Genomic DNA, 22,230 nt, shown 5'->3' with positions numbered 1-22,230 from the left:
TGTCAGAAGTTCCAGAAGGTGCTTCAAAGCAGGCCTGCGGTGCGCAGGGCTTCGGCCACGACGGGTTGATTGGCTGGGCTGAGCGGGGTCAGCGGTAGCCGCAGGGCGGCACTGCACAGGCCCATCTGGGCCATGGCCCATTTCACGGGTATGGGATTGGGCTCCACGAACAATTGTTTGTGCACAGGCATCAGCTTCATCTGGATGGCCATGGCGGTTTTCACGTTCCCAGCGATGGCGGCCATGCAGAGCTCGTGCATGAGTCTGGGGGCCACGTTGGCCGTCACGCTCACGTTGCCCTGGCCGCCACAGAGCATGAGCGCTACGGCGGTGGGATCGTCACCGGAATAGACGGCAAAGTGTTCGGGGGTTTCGCGGATCAGCCATTGGGCGCGTTCGATGTTGCCGGTGGCCTCCTTGATGCCGACGATGCCAGGCACCTGAGCCAGGCGCAGCACGGTGTCGTGGGCCAGATCGGCCACGGTGCGGCCGGGCACGTTGTAGAGCACGATGGGCAGATCGCCCGTGGCCTCGGCGATGGCCTTGAAGTGCTGGTATTGCCCTTCCTGGGTGGGCTTGTTGTAATAAGGAACGACTTGCAACTGGCAGTCGGCGCCGACTTTGCGGGCGAACTTGGCCAATTCGATGGCTTCGGCCGTGGAATTGGCGCCACAGCCGGCCATGATCGGCCGGCGACCAGCGGCCTGTTCCACCGCCACGCGAATGATTTCGCAATGTTCCTCCACGCTCACCGTCGGGGACTCCCCCGTGGTGCCCACCACGCCGATGCAGTCGGTGCCTTCGGCGATGTGCCAGTCGATCAACTGGCGCAAGGTAGGGTAGTCCACGCTGCCGTCTTCAAGCATGGGGGTGACTAGCGCCACGATGCTGCCAGTGATCGTTGTCATAGAGGAGGGATGGTGGTGAGGAAATGGATCAAATGCGCATTCTACCCAGCCGCGCGCAGTGGATAGCGAGGCGGTGGATCGATTTCTTTGCCGCTGGGGCGCACTGCGCAAATGCGTTGGATGTAACGCTCGGGTGCGGTGAGGAAACCGTCTTCATAGGCGACGATGCGCAGGTTTTTGCATACCTGCAGCAATTCACCCGGTTGAAGCAGGAAATCCGGTCGGGCAGGTTTGCCGACGCTGGCGTTGCCGTGGGCAAAGGTTTCGTAGATCAGGACGCCCTCCGGAGCCAGGCTGTCGAGGATTTGTGGCCACAGTGGGCGCCAGAGGTAGTGGGTGACCACCACCGCATCAAAGCGCTGGCCGGCCAGAGGCCAGGGGCCGGATTCGATGTCGGCGCACACGGTCCGGACCTGCGGAGCCAGGTCGGCCAGCGTGATCAGGGCCTCGGCGTCGCGGTCGAGCGCGGTGACGTGGCAGCCTTGACGCACCAGCCAGCGGGTGTGCCGGCCGTGGCCGCAAGCCAAATCGAGGGTCCGAGGACCGCCGGGCCGCTGGTCGGGGATGAGATGGGTCCAGCGGCAAACCCAGTCGGACGGTGTCTGTGCGGTGTGCAGCATGCGGATTCAGAAGCAGGACCAGAGCCGGTCGGCGAGGTCCACCATGAAATCAGGGTGGGCGTACAGGCTGAACACCCCTAGCATGAGTGCGACAGCGATCGCCCAGCCCAGCCAACGCCAAGCTGGCTGGGATTGGGGTGGTCGGGGCTGCGGTGTCATGGCCGAGGAGGCTTCCATTGGCGGAGTCAGGCCGTGGCGCCTGCCACACGCTGGGGACCGCGATGGATGGGCTGTTCGCGAATGGGCCAGTTCACCAGGGCGGCAAAAATGCCCAGCGCAATCGAGATGTACCAGACGATGTCATAGCTGCCTGTGCGGTCGTACAGCAGGCCGCCGAGCCACACCCCCATGAAGCTGCCCACCTGGTGGCTGAAAAAGACGAAACCACCCAGCATGGAGAGGTGGGCCACCCCGAACACCTGCGCCACGATCGCGTTGGTGGGGGGCACGGTGGAGAGCCACAGCAAGCCCATGGCGCAGGCGAACAGGTACACCGACCAAGGTGACAGTGGGACCAACAGGAACAAGGTGATGGCGGCGGAGCGCATCAGGTAGATGAACGCCAGGATCTTGCGTTTGGCCAGCTTCTGCCCGAGTACGCCCGCGGCGTAGGTGCCGAACACGTTGAACAGCCCGATCAGCGCCAGCGCGTAGCTGGCCACCTGGGGCGACAGGCCGTTGTCCTTCAGGTAGCTGGGCATGTGCACGCCGATGAACACCACCTGGAAGCCGCACACGAAGTAGCCGGCCATGAGCAATTGGAAGCTGCGGTAGCCGAAGGCTTCGCGCAGGGCCTGCAGGATGGTTTGCTCGCGCACCACCGGCGTCGTCTGGCCGCTGAAGCCCGGCTCGCGCAGCCCCCAGGCCAGCGGCGCCATGAGCAGGGCAGCCGCTCCGAGGATGAGCAGCGCGTCCTGCCAGCCGAACTGCGCGATCAGAAAGCCTTCGACCGGCACCATCAGAAACTGGCCGAACGAACCGGCCGCCGCCGCCATGCCCATGGCCCAGGAGCGCCGCTCGGCCGGAATTTGCCGGCCGATGATGCCGTAGATCACCGCGTAGGTCGTCCCGGCCTGGGCGGCGCCGATGAGCACGCCCGCCGTGAGTGCGAACACCAGCGTGGACGTGGACAGCGCCATGCCGGCCAGCCCCAGGGCATACAGCAGGGCACCACCCACCAGCACCCGGTAGCCGCCGAACTTGTCGGCCAGCATACCGGCAAAAATGCCGAACAGGCCCCACGACAGGTTCTGGATCGCCATGGCGAAGGCGAAGGTTTCGCGCGTCCAGCCCTGTTCCTGGGTGATCGGCTGCAACCACAGGCCGAAGCCGTGTCGGATGCCCATGGACAGGGTAACGATGGCGGCGCCGCAGGCCAGTACCTGCAGGGCCGACAGCTTCCGGTCGGGCGGAGGGGATGCGTCAGTCGAGGTCATCCGCCAATCCTAACCAATACACGGGATTTGCGTGCGCGCAGGCTCAACGCCCGATCAGCCCGCGAAGGCGGTCGCGAATCTGGTCGGTTTGGGGGGACTGCAGCTTGTCCTGTGCGGTGGAGCGCAGGGTGTCTGTCACGGCACTGCCGAGCTCCAGGCGCCAGTCGGGGTTGGCCAGCGGGCCGGTCAGGCGAACCGGCACGGTCAGGCCGCGCAGGTCGCTGGTCTCGCGACCGCCCTGGCCCTGGCTGGTCGCCACCAGTGTGGGCTTGAGCAGGTAGTCCAGGGTCTGGTCAGGCAGGTTCACGCGGCCTTCGCCGGCCAGGCGTATCAACGGCGCCTTGAGGCTCAGATCCCGATTGGTGGCAATGCCCTGGCTGATCTGGAAGCTGGCGCTCAGTTCGCTGAAGTCGGTTTTCTGGGAGGGATTGGTGTTCAGGGCCGCCGCGCGGGAGCTGCCCAACAACTGTTGCGCGTTGCGCACCACCTGGGCCAGGTTGATGCCCCGGATGGCACCGTCCTTCAGATCAAGGCTGGCGGTGCCTTGCAGGGCACGCAGCCAGTCCTGCGTGGTGGCCCCCCGGGTGTTCACGTCCAGCGTCACGTTGCCACGGCCTTCCAGTTTGTCGTTGGCGGCCAGGTCTTTCAGCAGGGGGGCTATGGCCACGTTGCTGAGCGTCTGGCGCAGGCTCAGCCGGTTGCCGGCCGTCTGCAGGCTGGCGCTGCCCGTGAGCGTGCCCTGATAGAGCTGGGCGTTGATGGGGGCTACGTCGATGCGCCCTTGCCGCGCCGACATGCCCAGGCGCAGTTCGTTGAGTGTGAGGCCGCTGGCCTTCAACTCGCCAATGCGCACCGTGGCCTGGCCGTTGAGGGCGTTGAGCCCGCTCAAGTCGATGCGGCTGGGCGCTGAAGCCGGTCCTCCAGCGGGTGCGGGGGCGGCTTCTCGCTTGGTGTAGCGGTCCACGTCCAGGCGCTGAGCGTCCAGGTCCAGCTTGAAGGTGAAGGGCTGGAAGGCGCCCACCTCCAGTGCCAGTTTGACGGGGCTCCCGTCGAGACGAGTGTCCAGCCGGGCTTCGGCGGTGGAGGCACCCCAGTTCAGGCCAGCCTGCCCGGTGAGTGCTAGGGTCAGGCGCTGTTGCGGCAGGCCGGGGTGGTGCAGGTCCAGCTCGCCCTGCAGGCGGGGCAGCGCCAAATGGCTGGAGGCGATGTGCACCTCCAGCGGTGTGTTCAGGCGCAAGGCCACCTGGGCGTCTGCCGATGCCACCTGCGCGTCGAGGACCAGCTGTCCCACACTCAGGGCCTCGCTTTCACCCGTCACGTCCGTGGCCTTCAGGGAGATGTCCGCACGTGTGCTGGCGCCTTGCGCATTGCGGAAGGTGAGGCGGGCGTTCTCCAGCCCGATCGCATCCATGCGGATGCGGGGCAGGCTCGTGGGGCCGCTTTGGGGCGAGGCGGTGGGCTCGGAAGCGGCCAGGGCCAGCAGGTCATCGATGTTGAGCTGGCCGTTGCGCTGCTGGACGAGCGTGGCTTCCAGGCCGCGCACCTGCAATTCACGCACCACCACCTCGCCAGCCAGCAGCGGGCGTACCTCCACGGCAGCGCTCACGCCTTCCCAGCGGGCGAATGGCTGTTCACTGCGCGGTTCCGACAGGCTCGAGGGGCCGATACGCACCGCCACCTGGGGCCAGAAGCTCAGCGAAATGTCTTCCGACAAAGCCAGGGTCCGCCCGGTTCGCTGCTCCACCGTCTGGCTGAGCTGTTGCCGCAGCCGTTCTCCATCGAACATGAGGAGCAGCGCCACGGCGATGAGCATCAGCACCAGGATGAGGGCGGCCACCACCGCCAGGGAGATCTTCAGGGCTTTCATGGGAGGCTCGGATTGGTAGGGGGATGTTACCCGTCTCTACAATCCGTGGCCATGACCGACCGATCCGCACCTGTGAACGCCCAAGGTTACGCCGAGGGCTCCATTCGTGTTCTCAAGGGCCTGGAGCCCGTGAAGCAGCGCCCGGGGATGTACACCCGCACCGACAACCCGCTGCACATCATTCAGGAGGTGCTGGACAACGCCGCCGATGAAGCGCTGGCTGGTTTTGGCCGCAAGATCAAAGTGGTGCTGCATGCCGACGGCTCGGTGAGCGTGGAAGACGACGGTCGCGGCATTCCCCATGGCATCCACCCCGAAGAAAACGCCCCGGTGCTGGAGCTGGTGTTCACCCGCCTGCACGCGGGCGGTAAGTTCGACAAGGGCAAGGGCGGGGCCTACAGTTTCTCCGGCGGGCTGCACGGCGTGGGCGTCAGCGTGACCAATGCGCTCTCTGCCCGCCTGGAAGTGACCAGCTACCGCGAGGGTCATGTGGCCCGCATGGCCTTTGCCGGGGGCGACGTGGCCGAGCCCCTGACCCGTCGCCCCAGCGCCGAAGGCGACCGCAAGCAGGGCACCACGGTACGGGTGTGGCCCGATGCCAAGTACTTCGAGTCCGCCACCTTGCCACAGGCCGAACTGGTGCACCTGCTGCGCAGCAAGGCCGTGCTGATGCCGGGTGTCAGCGTGTCGCTCGTGAACGAAAAAACCCGCGACACCCAGACCTGGCAGTACAAGGGCGGCCTGCGCGACTATTTGCAGCAGACCCTGAGTGCCGAGCCGGTGATTCCGCTCTTCGAAGGCGAGGGCTATGCCGACTCAGGCCATGAAGCCTTTGCCGAAGGGGAGGGCGCGGCCTGGGCGGTGGCTTTCACCGACGAAGGCACCCCAGTACGCGAGAGTTACGTGAACCTCATCCCCACCAGCGCCGGCGGCACGCACGACAGTGGTCTGCGCGATGGCCTGTTTCAGGCGGTGAAAAGCTTCATCGAACTGCATGCCCTGCTGCCCAAAGGGGTGAAATTGCTGCCCGAAGACGTGTTCGCCCGGGCCAGCTACGTGCTCTCGGCCAAGGTGCTGGACCCGCAGTTCCAGGGCCAGGTCAAGGAGCGGCTGAATTCGCGTGACGCCGTGCGGTTGGTGAGTCACTTTGTGCGCCCGGCGCTGGAGCTGTGGCTGAACCAGCACGTGGATTACGGCAAAAAGCTGGCGGAATTGGCCATCAAAGCCGCGCAGAGCCGCCAGAAGGCCGGCCAGAAGGTAGAAAAGCGCAAGGGCTCGGGTGTGGCTGTGCTGCCCGGCAAGCTCACCGACTGCGAAAGCCGCGACATCGCGCATAACGAGTTGTTTTTGGTGGAAGGTGACTCCGCCGGCGGCAGCGCCAAGATGGGGCGCGACAAGGAGTGCCAGGCCATCCTGCCCTTGCGCGGTAAGGTGCTCAACACCTGGGAGGTGGAGCGTGACCGGCTGTTCGCCAACACCGAAATCCACGACATCGCCGTAGCGATTGGCGTCGACCCGCACGGGCCGCACGACACGCCAGACCTCAGTGGTCTGCGCTACGGGAAGATATGCATACTCAGCGACGCCGATGTGGACGGCTCGCACATCCAGGTGCTGCTGCTTACCTTGTTCTTCCGCCACTTTCCCAAGCTGATCGAAGCCGGCCATGTGTATGTGGCCCGGCCGCCGCTGTTCCGTGTGGACTTTCCGGCGCGTGGCAAGAAGCCCGCCGGCAAGGTCTATGCGCTGGACGAGGGCGAGCTGACCGCCATCCTGGACAAGCTACGCAAGGACGGCGTCAGGGAGGGCGCCTGGAGCATCAGCCGTTTCAAGGGGCTGGGTGAAATGAGCGCCGAGCAGTTGTGGGACACCACCCTCAACCCCGACACCCGGCGTCTGCTGCCGGTCCAACTGGGCGACCTGGACTTTGCGGCCACTGAAGCCCGCATCACCCAACTCATGGGCAAGGGCGAGGCCGCTGCCCGCCGCGAACTCATGGAAATTTATGGCGACGCGGTGGACATCGACGTGTGAGCAGCGGGCCCGGTGTCAGGTCCGGGCCTTGGATGCCACCAGCCAGTAGGTGACGCCCAGGGCCAGCACGATCAGGCCCACGCCGTACAGGTACTGGTGCGACACCGTGTTGAAGTCCAGCACGATGACCTTGCGGGCAATCGCCATGAGCGCCGTCGCGATCACGAGCCGCACGTGGATCACATCGTCCCGTAGGTAGAGCGTGATGTTGGCGAAGATCTCGATGGCGATCAGCACTGCCAGGAACGACGCAAAAACCACGAAGATGTCGTTCAGGCTCAGGAACAGATAGGGTGGTTGGATCAATCTTTCGTAGAGAACGAAAGCCACGTCGGCCACGCACAGGAAGATCACGATCACCATCAGCACCGCCAGCAACCGTATGGCCTGCCGGATGAGCAGGTTCAGGTGGGTGATCAGTTTGTCGCCATTGGGCGGACCCAAATGTCTTTCGCAGGCGTCAGGGTGTTGCTGTTCGCTCATGCCACGCTCTGGTGTCTGTTCCGGTTTTCACTGTACGGCAGTCCGGCAAAGCAACACTTGACATGGATCAGCTTTGTCGCCTGGGCGGGTAGCGCCACCAGGCCCACACCACCAGCAGACCGAAGGCGGTGTAGAGCAGCGCAAACACCCACAGCGGCGCGTGGTGGTAGATCAGGCGTTCCACCCAGTGCTGCACGAAGCTGGCCTCGTAACCGGCTTGCCCCGCCCGTTGCCTGAGCGCCGACTCGATCACGGTGAGCGGGCAGTAGCGGTCGAGCCAAGCCTGCAGCGCCACCACCGCAATGGTGACGAGGTGCGCCATGCGCCAGCCCAGCCCGTTGACCCAGGGCCAGCGCAGCCGGTTGCCGATCACGATGGTCGGCAGGCCCAGCACCACAAACAGCACCACGCCCAGGTGCAGCAACAGCACCGCGTCGGCAAGGGTCTGGTAAGGCAGGTTCATGGTGGGCGCCGCACCAGTTCATTGCACCTATGATGGAGCCCCAAAGCCCCTATGAGCACCCTCGACCCCACCGCCGCGCAGGCCCGTTGTTCTGAGTTGACCTGCGCGCCTTCCTTCGCGGTATCCAGCACGATGACACCCGATCCTGGTTCGGTTTCTTGACCGAAGGCGCCACCTGGGTTCAACCTCGTCCTCCGTCGGCTGATTCAGATCCCGTTGGCCTAGGCGCGGACACTGGAAAACGGTGACCGTGTAGCCCCTACCCGCCTGTCGAGGTCAGGGCTTTCTGCCCAGCGCCAGCTCAATTTTCCTGTCGGTCTTGTACTGGCTGAGGGCGTAGACCGACCACAGCGCAGCCGGAATCCATCCAATGAGGGTGAGTTGCAGGATCAGGCAGATGATGCCCGCGAACGGGCGGCCGATCGTGAAGAACTGCAGCCAGGGCAGAAAGATGGCCAGGAGCAGGCGCATGGTCTGTCAGCCGTCGTTGACTACTTGGGGCGGTGCAGCGCGCAGAGCTTGTTGCCGTCGGGGTCGCGCACGTAGGCGAGGTACAGCGTGCCCGCAGGGCCTTGCCGGGGGCCAGGCGGGGATTCGATCGATGTGCCACCGTTGGCCACGGCCACATCGTGGAACTGCTGCACCTGTTCCGGGGAACTGCATTTGAAACCGATGGTGCTGCCGTTGGCACAGGTGGCCGGTTCGTTGTTGATGGGTTGCGTCACCGCAAACGACACCCCCTCATGCCGGTAGAACAGGCGCTGATGCCCGCTGGCGGCCGTGTTGCGTATGGCCTCGCCCACTCCCAGCACGCCGAGTACGGCGTCGTAGAAGCGTTTCGATGCTTCGATGTTGTTGCTTCCCACCATCACGTGACTGAACATGCGTTGTCTCCTGGTAAAAAAGTCGCGGGCGCCGACAATGGGCCCACCCCGATCGGGAATGACATGATATCCACACTTCGGAGGCCAGGTTCGGATCGGTGATGGTTGGCCTGCTACTTGCTAAGATGCAAGTGTCCGGGTTCCGCATCGGGACCATCCCATTTCCCGCACGCCACCATGAGCCGACCGATCTTCGACGAAATGCACGCCGCCCCCGATCAGGTTCGGGCCCACTACCAGACTTACGCCCGGTGGCTGGCCGAGCAAGCGCCCGAGGTGATGGCCGACATGCGGGAGGAAGCCGAGATGATCTTCCGCCGCGTGGGCATCACCTTTGCCGTCTATGGTGACAAGGACGAGGATGGCTCCGGCACCGAGCGGCTGATTCCGTTCGACCTGATCCCGCGCATCATTCCGGCGCACGAATGGCGCTATCTGGAAAAGGGTCTGATCCAGCGGGTCAACGCGCTGAACCGATTTGTGCACGACATCTACCACGACCAGGACATTCTCGAGGCCGGTATCGTGCCGCGCGAGCAGATCGAGGGCAATGCCCAGTTTCGCCGTGAGATGATGGGCGTGGATATACCGAGGGGGGTGTATTCGCACATCGCAGGCATCGACATCGTGCGGGCTCCCGTGCCGGGCGGGCAGGGCGAGGCCGAATACTACGTGCTGGAAGACAACCTGCGCGTGCCCAGCGGCGTGAGTTACATGCTGGAAAACCGCAAGATGATGATGCGGCTCTTTCCCGAACTGTTCAGCCGCCACCGCGTCGCCCCCGTGGCGCATTACCCTGACCTGCTGCTGGACACGCTGCGCGCCGTCAGCCCGGCGCACGCGGCCGAGCCCACGGTGGTGGTGCTCACCCCCGGCATGTACAACAGCGCCTATTTCGAACACGCCTTCCTGGCCCAGCAGATGGGGGTGGAGCTGGTGGAGGGGCAGGACCTGTTCGTCAAGGACGGTTTCGTTTATATGCGCACGACGCGCGGCCCCAGGCGCATCGACGTGATCTACCGCCGGGTGGACGACGACTTTCTGGACCCGCTGGCCTTCAGGCCCGACTCCACGCTGGGCTGTGCCGGCCTGCTCGACGCCTACCGCAAAGGCAACGTCACGCTGTGCAACGCCATCGGCACCGGGGTGGCCGACGACAAGTCCATCTACCCCTACGTGCCGCAGATGATCGAGTTCTACCTGGGCGAACAACCCATCCTCAAGAACGTGCCCACTTTCATGGGCCGCAAGCCCGATGATCTGAAATACATCCTCGCCAACCTGAAAGACCTGGTGGTCAAGGAAGTGCATGGCGCCGGTGGTTACGGGATGCTGGTGGGCCCGGCGGCCACTCAGGCCGAGATCGAAGCCTTTCGCAAGGCGATCGAAGCCAAGCCCGAGGGCTATATTGCGCAGCCCACGCTCAGCCTGTCCACCTGTCCCACGTATGTGGAGGAGGGTATCGCGCCACGCCATATCGACCTGAGACCTTTCGTGCTCAGCGGCCAGAAGGTGCAGATGGTGCCCGGCGGCCTGACGCGCGTGGCGCTGAAGGCCGGATCGCTCGTCGTGAACTCGTCACAAGGCGGTGGTACCAAGGACACCTGGATTCTGGAAGCCTGAGGGAGACATAGCCATGCTGTCGAGAACCGCTGACCATCTGTTCTGGATGTCGCGCTACACCGAGCGTGCGGAAAACACCGCCCGCATTCTGGATGTGAACTACCAGACCTCGCTGCTGCCGCAGTCGGCCGGGGTGGCGCAGGTCGGCTGGGAGGGGTTGCTGCGCATCAGTGAACTGATGCCTGCCTACCAGTACCAGTACGGCGAGGTCACGCCCCGAGACGTGCTGCACTTCATGGTGCGGGACGAGAGCAACCCCTCCAGCATCGTGAGCTGCCTGCGGGCAGCGCGCGAGAACGCCCGGGCCGTGCGCGGTGTCCTCACCACCGAGTTGTGGGAGACGCAGAACCAGACCTGGCTCGAACTGCAACGCCTGCTCCAGAGCCGGATCTTCGAGAAGGACCCCACCGAATTCTTCGAGTGGGTCAAGTTCCGCTCGCACCTCTCCCGTGGCGTGGCCATCGGCACCATGTTGCAGGACGAGGCCTTCCATTTCTACCGCATGGGCACCTTTTTGGAGCGCGCCGACAACACGGCCCGCCTGATCGACGTGAAATTCCACGCCGTGGAGAGTGATTTTTACGGCGCCGCCAATGAGGAAGACCAGGAGTTGGACTTCTACCACTGGAGCGCCATTCTGCGCAGCGTGAGCGCCTTCGAGGTCTATCGCAAGGTCTACCGCGCCGTGATCACCCCCGAGCGCGTGGCCGAACTCATGATCCTGCGGCCCGACATGCCGCGCAGCCTGTTGGCCTGCATGAACGAGGTGGTGAACAACCTGCGCGCGGTCAGCAACGAAACGTCGGCCGAGACGGAACGCCACGCAGGCAAGCTGCGGGCTGAACTGCAGTTTTCCAGGATCGACGAGATCCTGGCCAACGGCCTGCATGCCTTCCTCACCCAGTTTCTGGACCGGGTGAACATGCTGGGCACCCGCATCAGCCAGAATTTCCTGATCCCGGTTGCGTCCTGAGCTGGCCAGCGCCGCAGGCCTGTACCAAAGTGGTGCCGCCATCGCTCGGCAGATGGTGGGACAGCGGATGACAGCCCGTGGCAGTGCATAGTTCGTAATCGGGTACGAAGTCTGAACGGCTCAGGCGCAAGACATCGACCCGAATGGCCGCTGGTCGATGCACGAACCAACCGTCGCGCCAGACCGCACCAGGTGGGGGATCCATGCCGGCCCCCGATCCTTTGACGCGGCTTTCCACCGCCTGCAGCGACCAGACGCCGCCAGCGTCCCGCACAACGGCGTAATCTTCCTCCCAGCGCACCTTCTCGATCGAGTGCATCCAGGCCAGGGTGAAGTGTTCCCATGGCAGAAAGACCGCTGGCGGCCCGCCGGCCAGCGCGAGGCTCAGACAGATTCCGCCAGCGAACAGGTTCACGACTGGGTGTAATGTCTGTGACCACGCTGACGCCGCGTGCGCCAGACGTGCCACGCCAGGAACAGGGCCACCGATCCTAGGCCGATTTCGTCGGTGATGGGCAGGGCCACCACCAGGAAGCTCGCCGCCACGACGGCCACGATCCGCTCCCACCACTGCAACGGGCTGAACAGGTAGCCGATGGCGCCCGCCCCCCACATGCCGATGGCCACCAGCGCCTTGAAGACGATCCACAGCGTGGCCGTCCAACTGTCGCCCTGGAGCATCAGCGCCGGGCTGTAGACCGCCATGTACGGCACAATGAACCCGGCGATTGCCACCCGCACCGCATTGAGGCTGATCTTCAGCCCCTTCTCCCGGGCGATGGGGGCGGCGGCAAAGGCGGCCAGTGCCACCGGTGGCGTCAGGTCGGCCATGATGCCGAAATAGAACACGAACATGTGCGACACAATCAGCGGCACCCCGAGTTCCAGCAACACCGGCGCGGCCAGCGAACTGGTGATGATGTAGTTGGGGATCGTGGGAATGCCCATGCCCAGGATCAGGCAGGTCAGCATGGTCAGGAACAGCGCCAGGAACAGGCTTTCACGACCGATCGCGATCACGTAGCCGCCCATTTCGGCGGCCACGCCGGTGAGGTTGATCACGCCGATGATCACGCCCACCAGCGCACAGGCGATGGCCACCGGCAGGGCATGCCTGGCCCCTTCGACCAACGCACGCACCGCCAGTTGCCGCGTGTCACCCCCGACGCGGCGCAGGTAGGTGATGGCGATGAGCACGGCCGTGACCACGAAGAAGGTGCCCACCCCGAACTGGAAGAAACCAGCGCAGGCAAAGCCCAGCAGCACCCAGAACAGCGCACGCAGCGCAAACCCCTTGATGCCGCTGATGGCCGCTGCCCCGAAGATCAGCACCACAGTCAGCGCCAGGCCCACCGAGCCCGAGAACAGCGGTGTGTAGCCCGAGAACAGCAGCCCCACCAGCCCAGCCAGCGGCAGCAGCAGGTACCAGCGCGCCTTCACCGCCGTCCAGGGATTGGGGCATTCTTCTTTGGGCAGGCCCAACAGGCCCTTGCGGCCTGCTTCCAGATGCACCATCCAGAACACGGTCACGAAGTAGAGGATGGCGGGGATGATGGCTGCCTTGACGATGGACAGGTAGGGCACGTTGATCGTTTCGGCCATGATGAAGGCCACGGCCCCCATGACGGGCGGCATGATCTGGCCGCCCATGCTGGACGTGGCCTCGACGCCCCCGGCAAACGCCGGGCTGTAGCCGAAGCGCTTCATGAGCGGAATGGTGAACTGGCCGGTGGTGACCACGTTGGCCACGCCCGAACCGTTGATCGTGCCCATCAGGCCGGAGGAGATGACCGACACCTTGGCTGGCCCGCCACGGGAATGCCCGACGGTGCCCATAGCGAAGTCGTTGAACAGCTTGATCATGCCGGCCTGCTCCAGGAATGCCCCGAACAGGATGAACAGGAAGATGTAGGTGGATGACACGTAGGTCGGCGTGCCATAGATACCTTCGGTGCCAAAACCCAGTTGGCCCACGATCTGGTCCAGCCCATACCCTCGATGCGCCAGGTTGCCCGGCAGGTGCTGGCCGAACAGGGCGTACAGCAGGAAGATGCCGCAGATGATGGGCAAGCCCCAGCCCATGACGCGACGCGCGGCGTCGAACACCAGCGCAATGAGCACGATGCCCACCACCCAGTCCCAACCCTCCATTTCACCCGCGCGCACCGTGAGCTCGACCTCGAAGTACCACTGGTACAAGCCGGTGGCAAAGCCGGCCAGCCCCAGTGCCCAGCCGAGCACGCGCCCACTGGTACCGAGCCCGCCGCGCTGGCCATGGAAGGGCGGATACAGCACGAAGATCATCAGCAGCACGAAGCCGACGTGGATGGCCCGGATGACCTGACTCGACAAGGGATGGAACGCGGCCATCCACAACTGGTAGGCCGAAAAGGCAATGGCGATCCAGAAGATCGCGCCGGCCAGGCTGGCTCGGTTTTCCTGGCTGTCGTTGGCGTGTGAGGGTGTCATGTGAACCTCGAGGGCGTTGAAACCGAAACGGCCCCGTGGGGGGCCGTTGGATGCGTCATGGCATCAATGTGGAGCCAAAGGGCTCACTTGAGGACACCGACCTCGCGGTAGTAGCGTTCTGCGCCCGGGTGTAGCGGCACAGGCATGCCCTTGATGGCATTTTCGCGGTTGATGGCACGGGCGGCGCTGTGTGCGGCGTGCAGGGTGTCGAGGTTGTCGTACATCGCCTTGACCATGCGATAGACCGTCTCCTCAGGCACGCCAGCGTGCGTCACCAGGAAGTTGGGGATGGCGGCGGTCGGCACGTCTTCGGTCTGGCCGTTGTAGGTGTTGGCCGGGATGACCGAGGGCTGATAGGCAGGGTCTCCGACCTTGGCGATCACGTCGTGCGGAATGGGCACGACCACGATGCGCACGGCGGTGGCCAAGTCGCGAATCGAGGCCACACCCAGGCCGGCCGATTGCAGTGTGGCGTCGAGCTGGCGGTTCTTGATCAGTTCGACCGATTCGCCGAAAGGCAGGTACTCGACCTTGGCCAGATCGCTGTAGCTCATGCCGGCAGCTTTGAGGATGGCGCGGGCGTTGAGTTCGGTGCCGGAGCGTGCGGCCCCCACAGACACGCGCTTGCCTTTGAGGTCGGCCAGCGTGCGGATGCCGGCGTCGGCGCTGGCCACGATCTGGATGTAGTTGTTGTAGGTGGCGGAGAAGCCACGCAGCCGATCGAGTTTGGTGCGGAAGCCAGCTTCTTCATTGCCGTTCCAGGCGTCGGACAGGGCATCGGCCAGCGTAAAGGCCAACTCACCGCGGCCGGCCTGCAAGAGGTTCAGGTTTTCAGCGGAAGCGCGGGTCACCTGAGCGGTGGAGCGGGTGTTCGGGATGTCTTTGGCGAAGATTTGCGAAAGCGAGACACCGATCGGGTAGTACACCCCGCTTTGACCGCCGGTGAGCACGTTGATGAACTGTTGCTGTTGGGCCGATACGGTGCCGGCCACGAGGGCGGCACCGAGGCCGACGATCAGTCCGAGCTTTTGTAGCAGTCGCATACGGTCTCCTGTGGAAATGTTTGGACCTGATGATCTTACTGCAGGATGACAAGCTGCCATGCCCGGAGTTCTACTTACTGTGTGCCTGCCGCGCCGTCGTGTATGGAGCCGAGCCGCTCCAGGCGCCGTGCGTGCCAGTCCAGCACGGCCGCTTGCCGGTGCATGCGTTCGGCCAATCGGGGAAACGCCTGCCGAATCACATCGGCAGCGAACTGTTCCAGGAATCGGGATTTGAGTTCCGCCCGTGCGCGTTCCACTCCCATGGTTTCATAGGGGACCGAGGCGAGCAGCAGGAAGCCGTCATCGGGGATGCGGCCTTCGTCCATGTTGCTTTGAATGATCTGCGCGGCGGTGCGTATGGGGTGGGCCAAGTCCGGGCTGTAGGGGCCGACGATGAGCGCCAGGTTGGGGGTGTGCAGGAAATCGAAGCCTCGGCCCAGGCAGATGACCCATTCACGGTGTTCGATGGCGAGCTCGCGTTGCCGGCGCGCGGTTTGTGCTCGGGTTTCGATGACGTGGGCGATATTGCCTTGCAACAGCGGCAGCAGGTCGGCGCGCATCGGGGCTGGCAGGTCGGGCAGCAAAGCCGCCAGACGGGGTTCGAGCGGGGTCTGCGGATGGTTGGCCAGCTCAGCCATGTCGAGTGAGCCCCCCTCCGGGCTGTGCAGCAGCAGCGCTTCCTGATCGGTTTCGAAGCCGCACACCAGGGGATACACCGTCTGATGGGCGCCGCCGAACAAATGCGACACCTGTTGCCGTATCGCCCACGCGTGCTCCATGCTGGCCTGCCGGTTGTAATGGAAGCCCGCGCAGCCACGCTTGACGTCGCCTCGCGACCAGTGGTAAGTGATGAGCAGCAGCACGCGGCGGCCCGCATTGATCATGCTCAATACATGGTGGGTCAGGATTTCGCCGAGGTGTGGCCAGCCGAGATTGAACATGCCACCCAGGTTGCGAAAGGGCATCAGGATGCCAGCCGGCGTCTGCGTGGCCACCGAGAGGTTGATGCGTCCGTCCATGCATTTGAGGGCCGCAATCGCGGTCGGGTGTTCGGCCAGGTAGCGCTGACGGGCCAGCCAGGCTTCCGGGCCGCGAAAGGCTTGTCCGTGGCGGTCCGCGAGCCGGTAGAGCCAGTCGATGCGTTCGGCGATTGGGGCTTCGTGGCCGAACGGGGGAGCCGTGGGGAGCTGCTCTGAGGGTGTTGGTCCGATGGGGGGCATGGGGCAGTGGAGATGGGCAGTCAGCGGATACCCTTGCAGTCTAGGGCGCGGTCAGCGGGCGCGCCATAGGGCTTCCACTGCCTGCCCGAGTTCGATGACCGCCATGGCGTAGTAGCTGCTCTGGTTGTAACGGGTGATCACATAGAAGTTTTCCGTGCCAGCCAGGTAAGTTCGGGGGGCGCCACCACGCTCAGGATCGCCGTTTTCCAATTCCACCAGCGCGAGCGGGCCCGGGTGGGCTTGCCCGGCGGCGTCGAGCAGCACACCTTTGTCGGCCAGGGCGCGGGCGTCGAAGGTGGGCAGGATGCTGGGTGCCAGCAGCGTGTCCAGGGCCAGGCGGCTGGTGTCGAGCGTGACCGGGTAGTGGGTGGGCGTGCCGGGCTTCCAGCCGAAGGCCTGGAGATAGTGTGCCACGGAGCCGATGGCATCCGCCGGACTGTTGAGCAGGTCGATGCGACCGTCGCCGTCGTAGTCCACGCCGTAGCGCGTCCAGTTGCTGGGCATGAACTGGGGCAAGCCCATGGCACCGGCATAGCTGCCGAGCCACTGGGTGGGAGGCATGCCCAGGTCTCGGCTCAGGCGCAGCAAGGCATGCAGTTCACTGCGAAAGAAAGCACTGCGTTGCTCGGCCCGCGGATGCTCGGCGGGAAAGTCGAAAGCCAGTGTGGCCAGGGCATCCAGTGTGCGGAAAGTACCGGTGTGCTGGCCGTACAGCGTCTCGACGCCGATGATCCCAACGATCAGCCACGCCGGTACGCCGAACTCGGCCTCGGCCCGGCGCAGGGTAGGCTCGTGTTCGCGCCAAAAGCGCAGGCCGGCCTGCAGCCGTCGTGGCTCCACGAAGCGGTCCCGGTACACGTTCCAGTTGCGCGGCGTGCCGGCGGGGGCGGGCGTCATCAGCCGTATCACCTGGGGGTTGCGTTGGGCCTGAAGAATCCACCGTTCAGCCCAGGCGTCTTCCCACAGCTCTTGGGTGTCGATCTCGCGCGCGAAGGTCAGGGCCGCTTCGTGCTGGGCGTAGTGGCCCAGCGCGGCTTGGGGGCGTACCTTGGTGGCTGCCGACTGCGCAGCGGAGGTCGGGGCGTGCGCGCACAACGCGACGGCCGCGAGCAGAGAGGCCAGCAGGGCTGTGCAGCGATGGCGGGGCGGGTGAGCGGCGGTGAAACGTGAGGGAACCATCGACACGGCGGTTTCAGGGGGTTGGGTTGGCAAGAGGGGGTAGGGCAGGTAGGGCAGGCAAACGGCGGAAGTCGCGGCGCAAGGCCGCGAGCCGGATGGTGCTGGACGGATCGTAACGCTGAACCTCTAGGGCCAGAAGCCAGTCGCGCCAACGCTGTAGCGCCTCGGCATGGGCCTGCGGGCCGGTGAGTTGCGTCGCCATCTGCCGCGGGGTGGCTTGGGGTGGCAGTTCGAGTCCCGCCTGTTGCAGCCGGGCGCGCGCCCGGTGCAGCAGTCGCAGCCAGGGGTCGTGGCGGGCGTGGCTCCAGGCCGTCCAGGCGGCCCCCAGCAGACTGGCGAACACCAGGGCGCCGATCATGAGATGGAAAAGGTCGGTCCAGCTGGGTGAACTGAAGCCCAACTGACGCAGCAGATCCATCTGCCGGCTGGAGGTGTAGTTCAATACCCACTGGTTCCAGCGGTTGTTGGTGGCCTCCCAGAATGCCCGTACCTGCCACAGCAAGTCGGGGTGAATGCGCAGCATGGCGTTGGCCACCAGACCGGGTGGTGGGCGCAAGCGCGACAGTTCCGTGGTACGTGCCGGCGCCACGTAGGCGGTGGGGTCGATCCGGGTCCAGCCCCGGGAGGGTAGCCACACCTCGGCCCAGGCATGTGCATCGCTCTGGCGCACGGTCCACACGCCATCGACGGGGTTGATCTCGCCGCCGTGGTAGCCCGTGACCACCCGGGCCGGGATGTCGAGTGCCCGCATCAGGATGACGAAGCTGGACGCGATGTGTTCGCAAAAGCCCGCTCGGCGGTCGAACCAGAATTCGTCGGCGGTGTGGCGGCCGTACAGGCCGGGCTCCAGGGTGTAGGCGTAGCCGCCGGTGCGCAGGCGTTGCAGCACGGCGTCGATGTAGGGCTCTGGTTCTGGCGTGTGGTCGAGTTCGCGCCGCAGGTCCTGTGCGAGCTGGAGCGTGCGCGGGTTGAAGCCCCCGGGCAGCTCGAGATCGGGCAGCAGCGTGGCATCGCGCTGCGCCGGGCCGTGCCGGAAGTGGGGATGGGCCACGGCGTCGAAGCGGGTGACGTCGGTCAGTGGCCGGTCCACGGTCCATTCCAGTTCGGGGGAAAGCCGGGCCTGCTGTCCGGCGATGGGCGGTAGGCTGGGGGTGGCCTCCAGGGTCATCACCCAGGGGCGGTTGCTGGGTTCCTGCGTCAGCCGGTAACGGATGGCCTCAGCGGTGTCCAGGATGTCGAGCGGCGGCATTGGCGTCGCCAGGGGTGTGCGGGGTCTGGGGCGCCATTGCAGGCCGTCGAACACGCTCATGACGGGGCCACGAAAATACAGTTGGTCCTGCGCTGGTCGGCGGCCGTCCTCGAACTCGACCCGGAATGCAATGCTGTCGTCCAGGGCGAGGCGTGCGATTTGGCCGACCTGCATCTCGCCCGACAGACCGCTGCGCCCGAATCCGCTGTCGGTGGGAATGCCCCACAGCGGTGCGAAGCGGGGGAACAGCATGAACAGCACCAGCATGATGGGCGCGCCCAGCAAGGCCATGCCGCCGGCCAGCCGTGCCGCGCGCCACAGGGGGGGATGGCCAACGGGCATGTGTGCCAGCACCAGGCCGGTCAGCAGCCCCAGAAAGGCCAGCAGGATCCCCAGGGCGGTGAGCAGTGTCTGCGAATAGAAAAAATGGGTCAGCAGCGTGAAGAAACCCAGGAAAAAGATCACGAAAGCGTCACGCCGGGCGCGCAGCTCCAGCGTCTTGAGCGCCAGCAGCACCACGATCAGGGTGACGCCGGCCTCGTGCCCCAGTATGGTCTGATGGCTGCTGAAGGTGCCTGCTGTGGCGCCCACCAGCAAAGCCAGCCGCCAGGGCCAGCCGGGCAAGGAGCGGGCGCCGACGGCCAGCCAACCGCGCCAGAGCAGCACCATGGACGTCATGACGGTGCACCACAGAGGGATGTGAGGCGACTGCAGGGCGACGATCCAGCCGATGACCCCCAGCAGGAACAGGGTGTCGCGGGTTTCGCGGGGCAGCGTTCCCGGCTGCCAGAGCCTGCTGTTGGCTATGCGCACGCCAAAGTCTCCAGGCAGCGCCGACGATGGGCCGGGCCCTGTCCAGGTGGAATGTCCGTGCCGTTCAGTCGCAACCCGTAGTCGATGGCCAGGGCATCGGCTTGCAGCACCCAGGCGCACAGGCGGGAGCGGCGACCCTCCCCATCGTGCAGGCCGCAGGTTCGTTCGTCGAGCCAGAGCTCAGCCATGGGGGGGTGGTTGAAATCCCGGCTCACCCAGTGGCCCGCGCCGCTTTCGGCCAGACGTGCCACCTTTTTCCAGACCACCCACTTGAGCGGGTCACCGCGTCGGTAGGGGCGCACGCCATCCACTTCGTCGCTGCCACGTCCCGTTGGGGTCAGGCAGGCGGGGCCGTCTTCGGCATGGCTGCCCAGGGGCAGCGGCGCGGCCGGGGTCTCGGGTGCGGGATAGACCCACAACTGCGATGCCGGCCGCCACCAGTGCCAAACCCGAAAGGTGCCCAGGGGAAAGAGGGTTTCCACCCGCAGCGGGGGCAGAGGCATGCGACCGCGGTGCCGGGTTGGCCGCGTCAGGCGCACGGTGACGCTGCCTTGAGCGGGCACGTCGGTCCAGATCAGCGCGTGCGGGTCGGATGCGCCATCCTGCCAGCGCAGGCCCAAGCCATAACGCGGCCGCCGCGTGGGGTTGTGCACGGTCACGTCCACCGGGGCGGCCTGGCCGGCAAACACCGGGTCGGCCGGGTGCAGGCTGAGCTGTAGACCGCGCAGGTTGTGGTGCGCCACGTGCATGCCGATCACCGCACTGCCCGCGATCAGAAAGGTCAGCAGGTGGCCCAGGTTGAGCTGGTAGTTGATGCTCGCCAACAGCAGCAGCACCAGCGTGAGGGCGAACATCCAACCCGCCCGGGTGGGCAGGATGTAAAGGTTGCGGTGGGTGAGGGTGGTCTGGTCAGCCTGAGGGAGGCGGCTCAACCACCAGTCGTGCCAGCGCGTTCGCCACGCGCGCGAAGGCGTGCCGCGGGTCAGGGCGTGGGCAGTGGGCATGGGTTTTGGAGGCTGGGGGCGGCGCGGAGTTCAGTGTTTGCCTTCAAGGCAGTGGCGTAGCCGCCACCATGGCTTGTACCTGCTCCCAGGCGCCGCGCCCGGAAATCCCGGTCGCCACCAGGCGGTGGGCTGTCGTCTGCGGCAGGATGGCTGCCACGTCGTCCGGGGCTACGTAGCGCCGGCCTTCGATCAGCGCCCGAGCCTTGGCTGCACGCAACACCGCCAGCCCGGCCCGCGGGCTCAGCCCTTGCACGAACCACTGGCCGTTGCGGGTGGCCTCAAGGAGGTCCTGCAGGTAGTCCAATACCGCATCGGAGGCACTGACCTGATCGACCATGGCCTGTAGTTCGGCCAGCTGGCGGGCGTCGAGCAGGGCGGGCAGATGTTCCAGCAGTTCGCGTCGGTCCTGTCCGCGCAGCAGCGTGCGCTCCGCGTCCCGGCTCGGGTAGCCGAGGCTCAGGCGCATGAGGAAGCGGTCCAGTTGTGACTCGGGCAGGGCGTGCGTGCCGAGCTGGTCGTGCGGGTTCTGGGTCGCAATGACGAAGAACGGTTGCGGCAGGCGGCGCGTCTCGCCTTCCACCGATACCTGTTTTTCCTCCATGGCTTCCAGCAAGGCGCTCTGGGTTTTGGGGCTGGCGCGGTTGATCTCGTCGGCGAGCAGGACCTGGGCGAACAGCGGCCCCGGATGGAACACGAAAGCCTGCCGTTGCCGCTCATACACCGAGACGCCCATGAGATCGCTGGGCATGAGGTCCGAGGTGAACTGTACCCGAGAGAACGCCAACCCGAAGGTGCGGGCGAGTGCATGCGCCAGCGTCGTCTTGCCTACGCCTGGAACGTCCTCGATCAGCAGGTGCCCGCCGGCCAGCAGACAGGTGACGGCATCACAGATCTGCGCATCTTTTCCGACGATGACCGTGGTAAGCTGGCGCAATAACGAGGCAATAATGTGAGGCGGGGCATCCATGCCGCCACGATACCGGAAAACGTCAGCGATGAAACCGACGGGTTATTTCACACACCGGGCTTTCACCCGGCACGAGATGGGCGCGGGCCACCCCGAATGCCCGCAGCGCTTGGGAGCCATCGAGGACCGCCTGCTGATCACGGGCCTGGGCGATGCCCTGGAGCGCCGTGAACCTACGCCTGCTTCGATGTCCGAACTGGAGCTGGCCCATGACCGGCTCTACATCGCCTCTTTGCGTGGCCTCACCGACGAGCTGCGTGAAGAAGTCGTCGCCGGCGGGCCGACGCACCTGGCGCTGGACCCCGACACATCCATCAATGTCCACTCCTGGGAAGCGGCCCTGCTCGCGGCGGGGGCCGCCCTCAACGCCACCGACGCGGTCATTGCCGGCGAACTCGAAAACGCTTTCTGCGCCGTGCGCCCTCCCGGTCACCACGCCTGCCGTGGCAAAGCCATGGGCTTCTGCCTGTTCAACAACGTGGCCCTGGCCGCCAAGTACGCCCTGGATCGGCATGGCCTGAAACGGGTGGCGATCATCGATTTCGACGTTCACCACGGCAACGGCACGGAAGACATCGTCGCGGGTGACGAGCGCATCCTCATGTGCAGTTTCTACCAGCACCCGTTCTATCCCGAGTGGCCGCATGCCAGCGCCCCGAACCTCGTCAACCTGCCGGTGCCGGCCTACACCAAGGGTATGGACGTGCGCGAACTCATCGACGCCACGTGGCTGCCCCGCCTGGAGGCCCACCGCCCGGAAATGATCTTCATCAGCGCCGGCTTCGATGCCCACCGCGAGGACGACCTGGGCCAGCTTGGCTTGGTGGAGCAGGATTACGCCTGGATCACCGAGCAGCTCAAGGCCGTGGCCCGGCGCCACGCCCAGGGGCGCATCGTCAGCGTGCTCGAAGGCGGCTACAACCTCAGCGCCCTGGCGCGCAGCGTGGAGGCGCATCTGCGCGTGCTGGCCGGGGTCTGATTTTTCACCATGACAC

The 22,230-nt window shown here is 65.4% G+C and carries 21 protein-coding genes; 4 read left to right on the top strand and 17 right to left on the bottom strand.

Annotation, left to right across the window (positions count from 1 at the left end):
* Window positions 1–23: 23 nt before the first annotated feature.
* Genes dapA through HZS63_RS10745 form a run of 5 tightly spaced genes read right to left on the bottom strand, consistent with a single transcriptional unit; the run spans window position 24 to window position 4,831 of the window.
* A complete protein-coding gene (gene dapA / locus HZS63_RS10765; RefSeq protein WP_180684035.1) occupies window positions 24–908 on the bottom strand; it encodes a 4-hydroxy-tetrahydrodipicolinate synthase in 885 nt (294 codons plus the stop codon).
* Window positions 909–949: 41 nt separating this feature from the next.
* On the bottom strand, window positions 950–1,528 hold the full coding sequence (locus tag HZS63_RS10760) for a class I SAM-dependent methyltransferase (RefSeq protein WP_180684034.1): 579 nt from the start codon (window positions 1,526–1,528) through the stop codon (window positions 950–952).
* Window positions 1,529–1,534: 6 nt separating this feature from the next.
* Entirely contained in the window at window positions 1,535–1,687 is a 153-nt protein-coding gene (locus HZS63_RS10755) for a hypothetical protein (RefSeq protein WP_180684033.1), read from the bottom strand.
* 26 nt (window positions 1,688–1,713) lie between these two features.
* A complete protein-coding gene (locus HZS63_RS10750) occupies window positions 1,714–2,964 on the bottom strand; it encodes an MFS transporter (RefSeq protein ID WP_180684032.1) in 1,251 nt (416 codons plus the stop codon).
* 43 nt (window positions 2,965–3,007) lie between these two features.
* Window positions 3,008–4,831, bottom strand: a complete 1,824-nt coding sequence (locus HZS63_RS10745) for an AsmA family protein (RefSeq protein ID WP_180684031.1) — start codon at window positions 4,829–4,831, stop codon at window positions 3,008–3,010.
* A gap of 51 nt (window positions 4,832–4,882) precedes the next feature.
* Here HZS63_RS10745 and HZS63_RS10740 point away from each other — a divergent pair, with 51 nt between their 5' ends.
* Complete coding sequence (locus HZS63_RS10740) at window positions 4,883–6,865, top strand: DNA topoisomerase IV subunit B (RefSeq protein ID WP_180684030.1); 1,983 nt, start codon at window positions 4,883–4,885, stop codon at window positions 6,863–6,865.
* 15 nt (window positions 6,866–6,880) lie between these two features.
* Here HZS63_RS10740 and HZS63_RS10735 read toward each other — a convergent pair whose 3' ends face one another.
* The 4 genes from HZS63_RS10735 to HZS63_RS10720 all read right to left on the bottom strand — a co-directional run bounded on the left by HZS63_RS10735 (window position 6,881) and on the right by HZS63_RS10720 (window position 8,695).
* Entirely contained in the window at window positions 6,881–7,348 is a 468-nt protein-coding gene (locus HZS63_RS10735; RefSeq protein ID WP_180684029.1) for a phosphate-starvation-inducible PsiE family protein, read from the bottom strand.
* 67 nt (window positions 7,349–7,415) lie between these two features.
* Entirely contained in the window at window positions 7,416–7,811 is a 396-nt protein-coding gene (locus HZS63_RS10730; protein WP_180684028.1) for a DUF2784 domain-containing protein, read from the bottom strand.
* A gap of 276 nt (window positions 7,812–8,087) precedes the next feature.
* Window positions 8,088–8,282 (bottom strand): YqaE/Pmp3 family membrane protein, encoded by a 195-nt coding sequence (locus HZS63_RS10725; protein ID WP_180684027.1) that lies wholly within the window; start codon window positions 8,280–8,282, stop codon window positions 8,088–8,090.
* 20 nt (window positions 8,283–8,302) lie between these two features.
* On the bottom strand, window positions 8,303–8,695 hold the full coding sequence (locus HZS63_RS10720; RefSeq protein WP_180684026.1) for a VOC family protein: 393 nt from the start codon (window positions 8,693–8,695) through the stop codon (window positions 8,303–8,305).
* 177 nt (window positions 8,696–8,872) lie between these two features.
* Between HZS63_RS10720 and HZS63_RS10715 the strand changes: the two genes are divergently transcribed.
* Window positions 8,873–10,318: a circularly permuted type 2 ATP-grasp protein gene (locus HZS63_RS10715; protein ID WP_180684025.1), complete on the top strand. Its 1,446-nt coding sequence runs from the start codon at window positions 8,873–8,875 to the stop codon at window positions 10,316–10,318.
* A gap of 13 nt (window positions 10,319–10,331) precedes the next feature.
* On the top strand, window positions 10,332–11,291 hold the full coding sequence (locus HZS63_RS10710) for an alpha-E domain-containing protein (RefSeq protein ID WP_180684024.1): 960 nt from the start codon (window positions 10,332–10,334) through the stop codon (window positions 11,289–11,291).
* Here HZS63_RS10710 and HZS63_RS10705 read toward each other — a convergent pair.
* The 8 genes from HZS63_RS10705 to HZS63_RS10670 form a co-directional block, all read right to left on the bottom strand.
* Window positions 11,257–11,706 (bottom strand): DUF1850 domain-containing protein, encoded by a 450-nt coding sequence (locus HZS63_RS10705; protein WP_343039983.1) that lies wholly within the window; start codon window positions 11,704–11,706, stop codon window positions 11,257–11,259. The two genes, HZS63_RS10710 and HZS63_RS10705, sit on opposite strands and share 35 nt — an antisense overlap.
* Window positions 11,703–13,760, bottom strand: a complete 2,058-nt coding sequence (locus HZS63_RS10700) for a TRAP transporter permease (protein ID WP_180684023.1) — start codon at window positions 13,758–13,760, stop codon at window positions 11,703–11,705. Before HZS63_RS10700 ends, HZS63_RS10705 begins: the two co-directional genes overlap by 4 nt.
* An 83-nt stretch (window positions 13,761–13,843) precedes the next feature.
* Window positions 13,844–14,803 carry a TAXI family TRAP transporter solute-binding subunit gene (locus tag HZS63_RS10695; RefSeq protein ID WP_180684022.1) on the bottom strand — a complete coding sequence of 320 codons (960 nt, stop codon included), beginning with the start codon at window positions 14,801–14,803 and terminating at the stop codon, window positions 13,844–13,846.
* A 74-nt stretch (window positions 14,804–14,877) separates the two neighbouring features.
* On the bottom strand, window positions 14,878–16,023 hold the full coding sequence (locus tag HZS63_RS10690; protein WP_219339164.1) for a hypothetical protein: 1,146 nt from the start codon (window positions 16,021–16,023) through the stop codon (window positions 14,878–14,880).
* A 51-nt stretch (window positions 16,024–16,074) separates the two neighbouring features.
* Entirely contained in the window at window positions 16,075–17,202 is a 1,128-nt protein-coding gene (mltB, locus tag HZS63_RS10685; RefSeq protein ID WP_180684021.1) for a lytic murein transglycosylase B, read from the bottom strand.
* Window positions 17,203–17,215: 13 nt separating this feature from the next.
* Entirely contained in the window at window positions 17,216–19,264 is a 2,049-nt protein-coding gene (locus tag HZS63_RS10680) for a transglutaminase TgpA family protein (protein WP_343039982.1), read from the bottom strand.
* The gene (locus HZS63_RS10675) at window positions 19,255–20,268 is read right to left on the bottom strand and encodes a DUF58 domain-containing protein (RefSeq protein ID WP_180684020.1); all 1,014 of its coding nucleotides are present in this window, start codon (window positions 20,266–20,268) and stop codon (window positions 19,255–19,257) included. Before HZS63_RS10675 ends, HZS63_RS10680 begins: the two co-directional genes overlap by 10 nt.
* 43 nt (window positions 20,269–20,311) lie before the next feature.
* A complete protein-coding gene (locus HZS63_RS10670; RefSeq protein WP_180684019.1) occupies window positions 20,312–21,235 on the bottom strand; it encodes an AAA family ATPase in 924 nt (307 codons plus the stop codon).
* Window positions 21,236–21,263: 28 nt separating this feature from the next.
* Between HZS63_RS10670 and HZS63_RS10665 the strand changes: the two genes are divergently transcribed.
* Complete coding sequence (locus HZS63_RS10665; protein ID WP_180684018.1) at window positions 21,264–22,214, top strand: histone deacetylase family protein; 951 nt, start codon at window positions 21,264–21,266, stop codon at window positions 22,212–22,214.
* Window positions 22,215–22,230: the final 16 nt, after the last annotated feature.

This window comes from Tepidicella baoligensis (genome assembly GCF_013432195.1).
GTDB classification, from domain to species: Bacteria; Pseudomonadota; Gammaproteobacteria; order Burkholderiales; family Burkholderiaceae_C; genus Tepidicella; species Tepidicella baoligensis.
The sequence above is the reverse complement of the archived record's forward strand: the minus strand, read 5'-3'. Positions and strand labels throughout refer to the sequence as shown.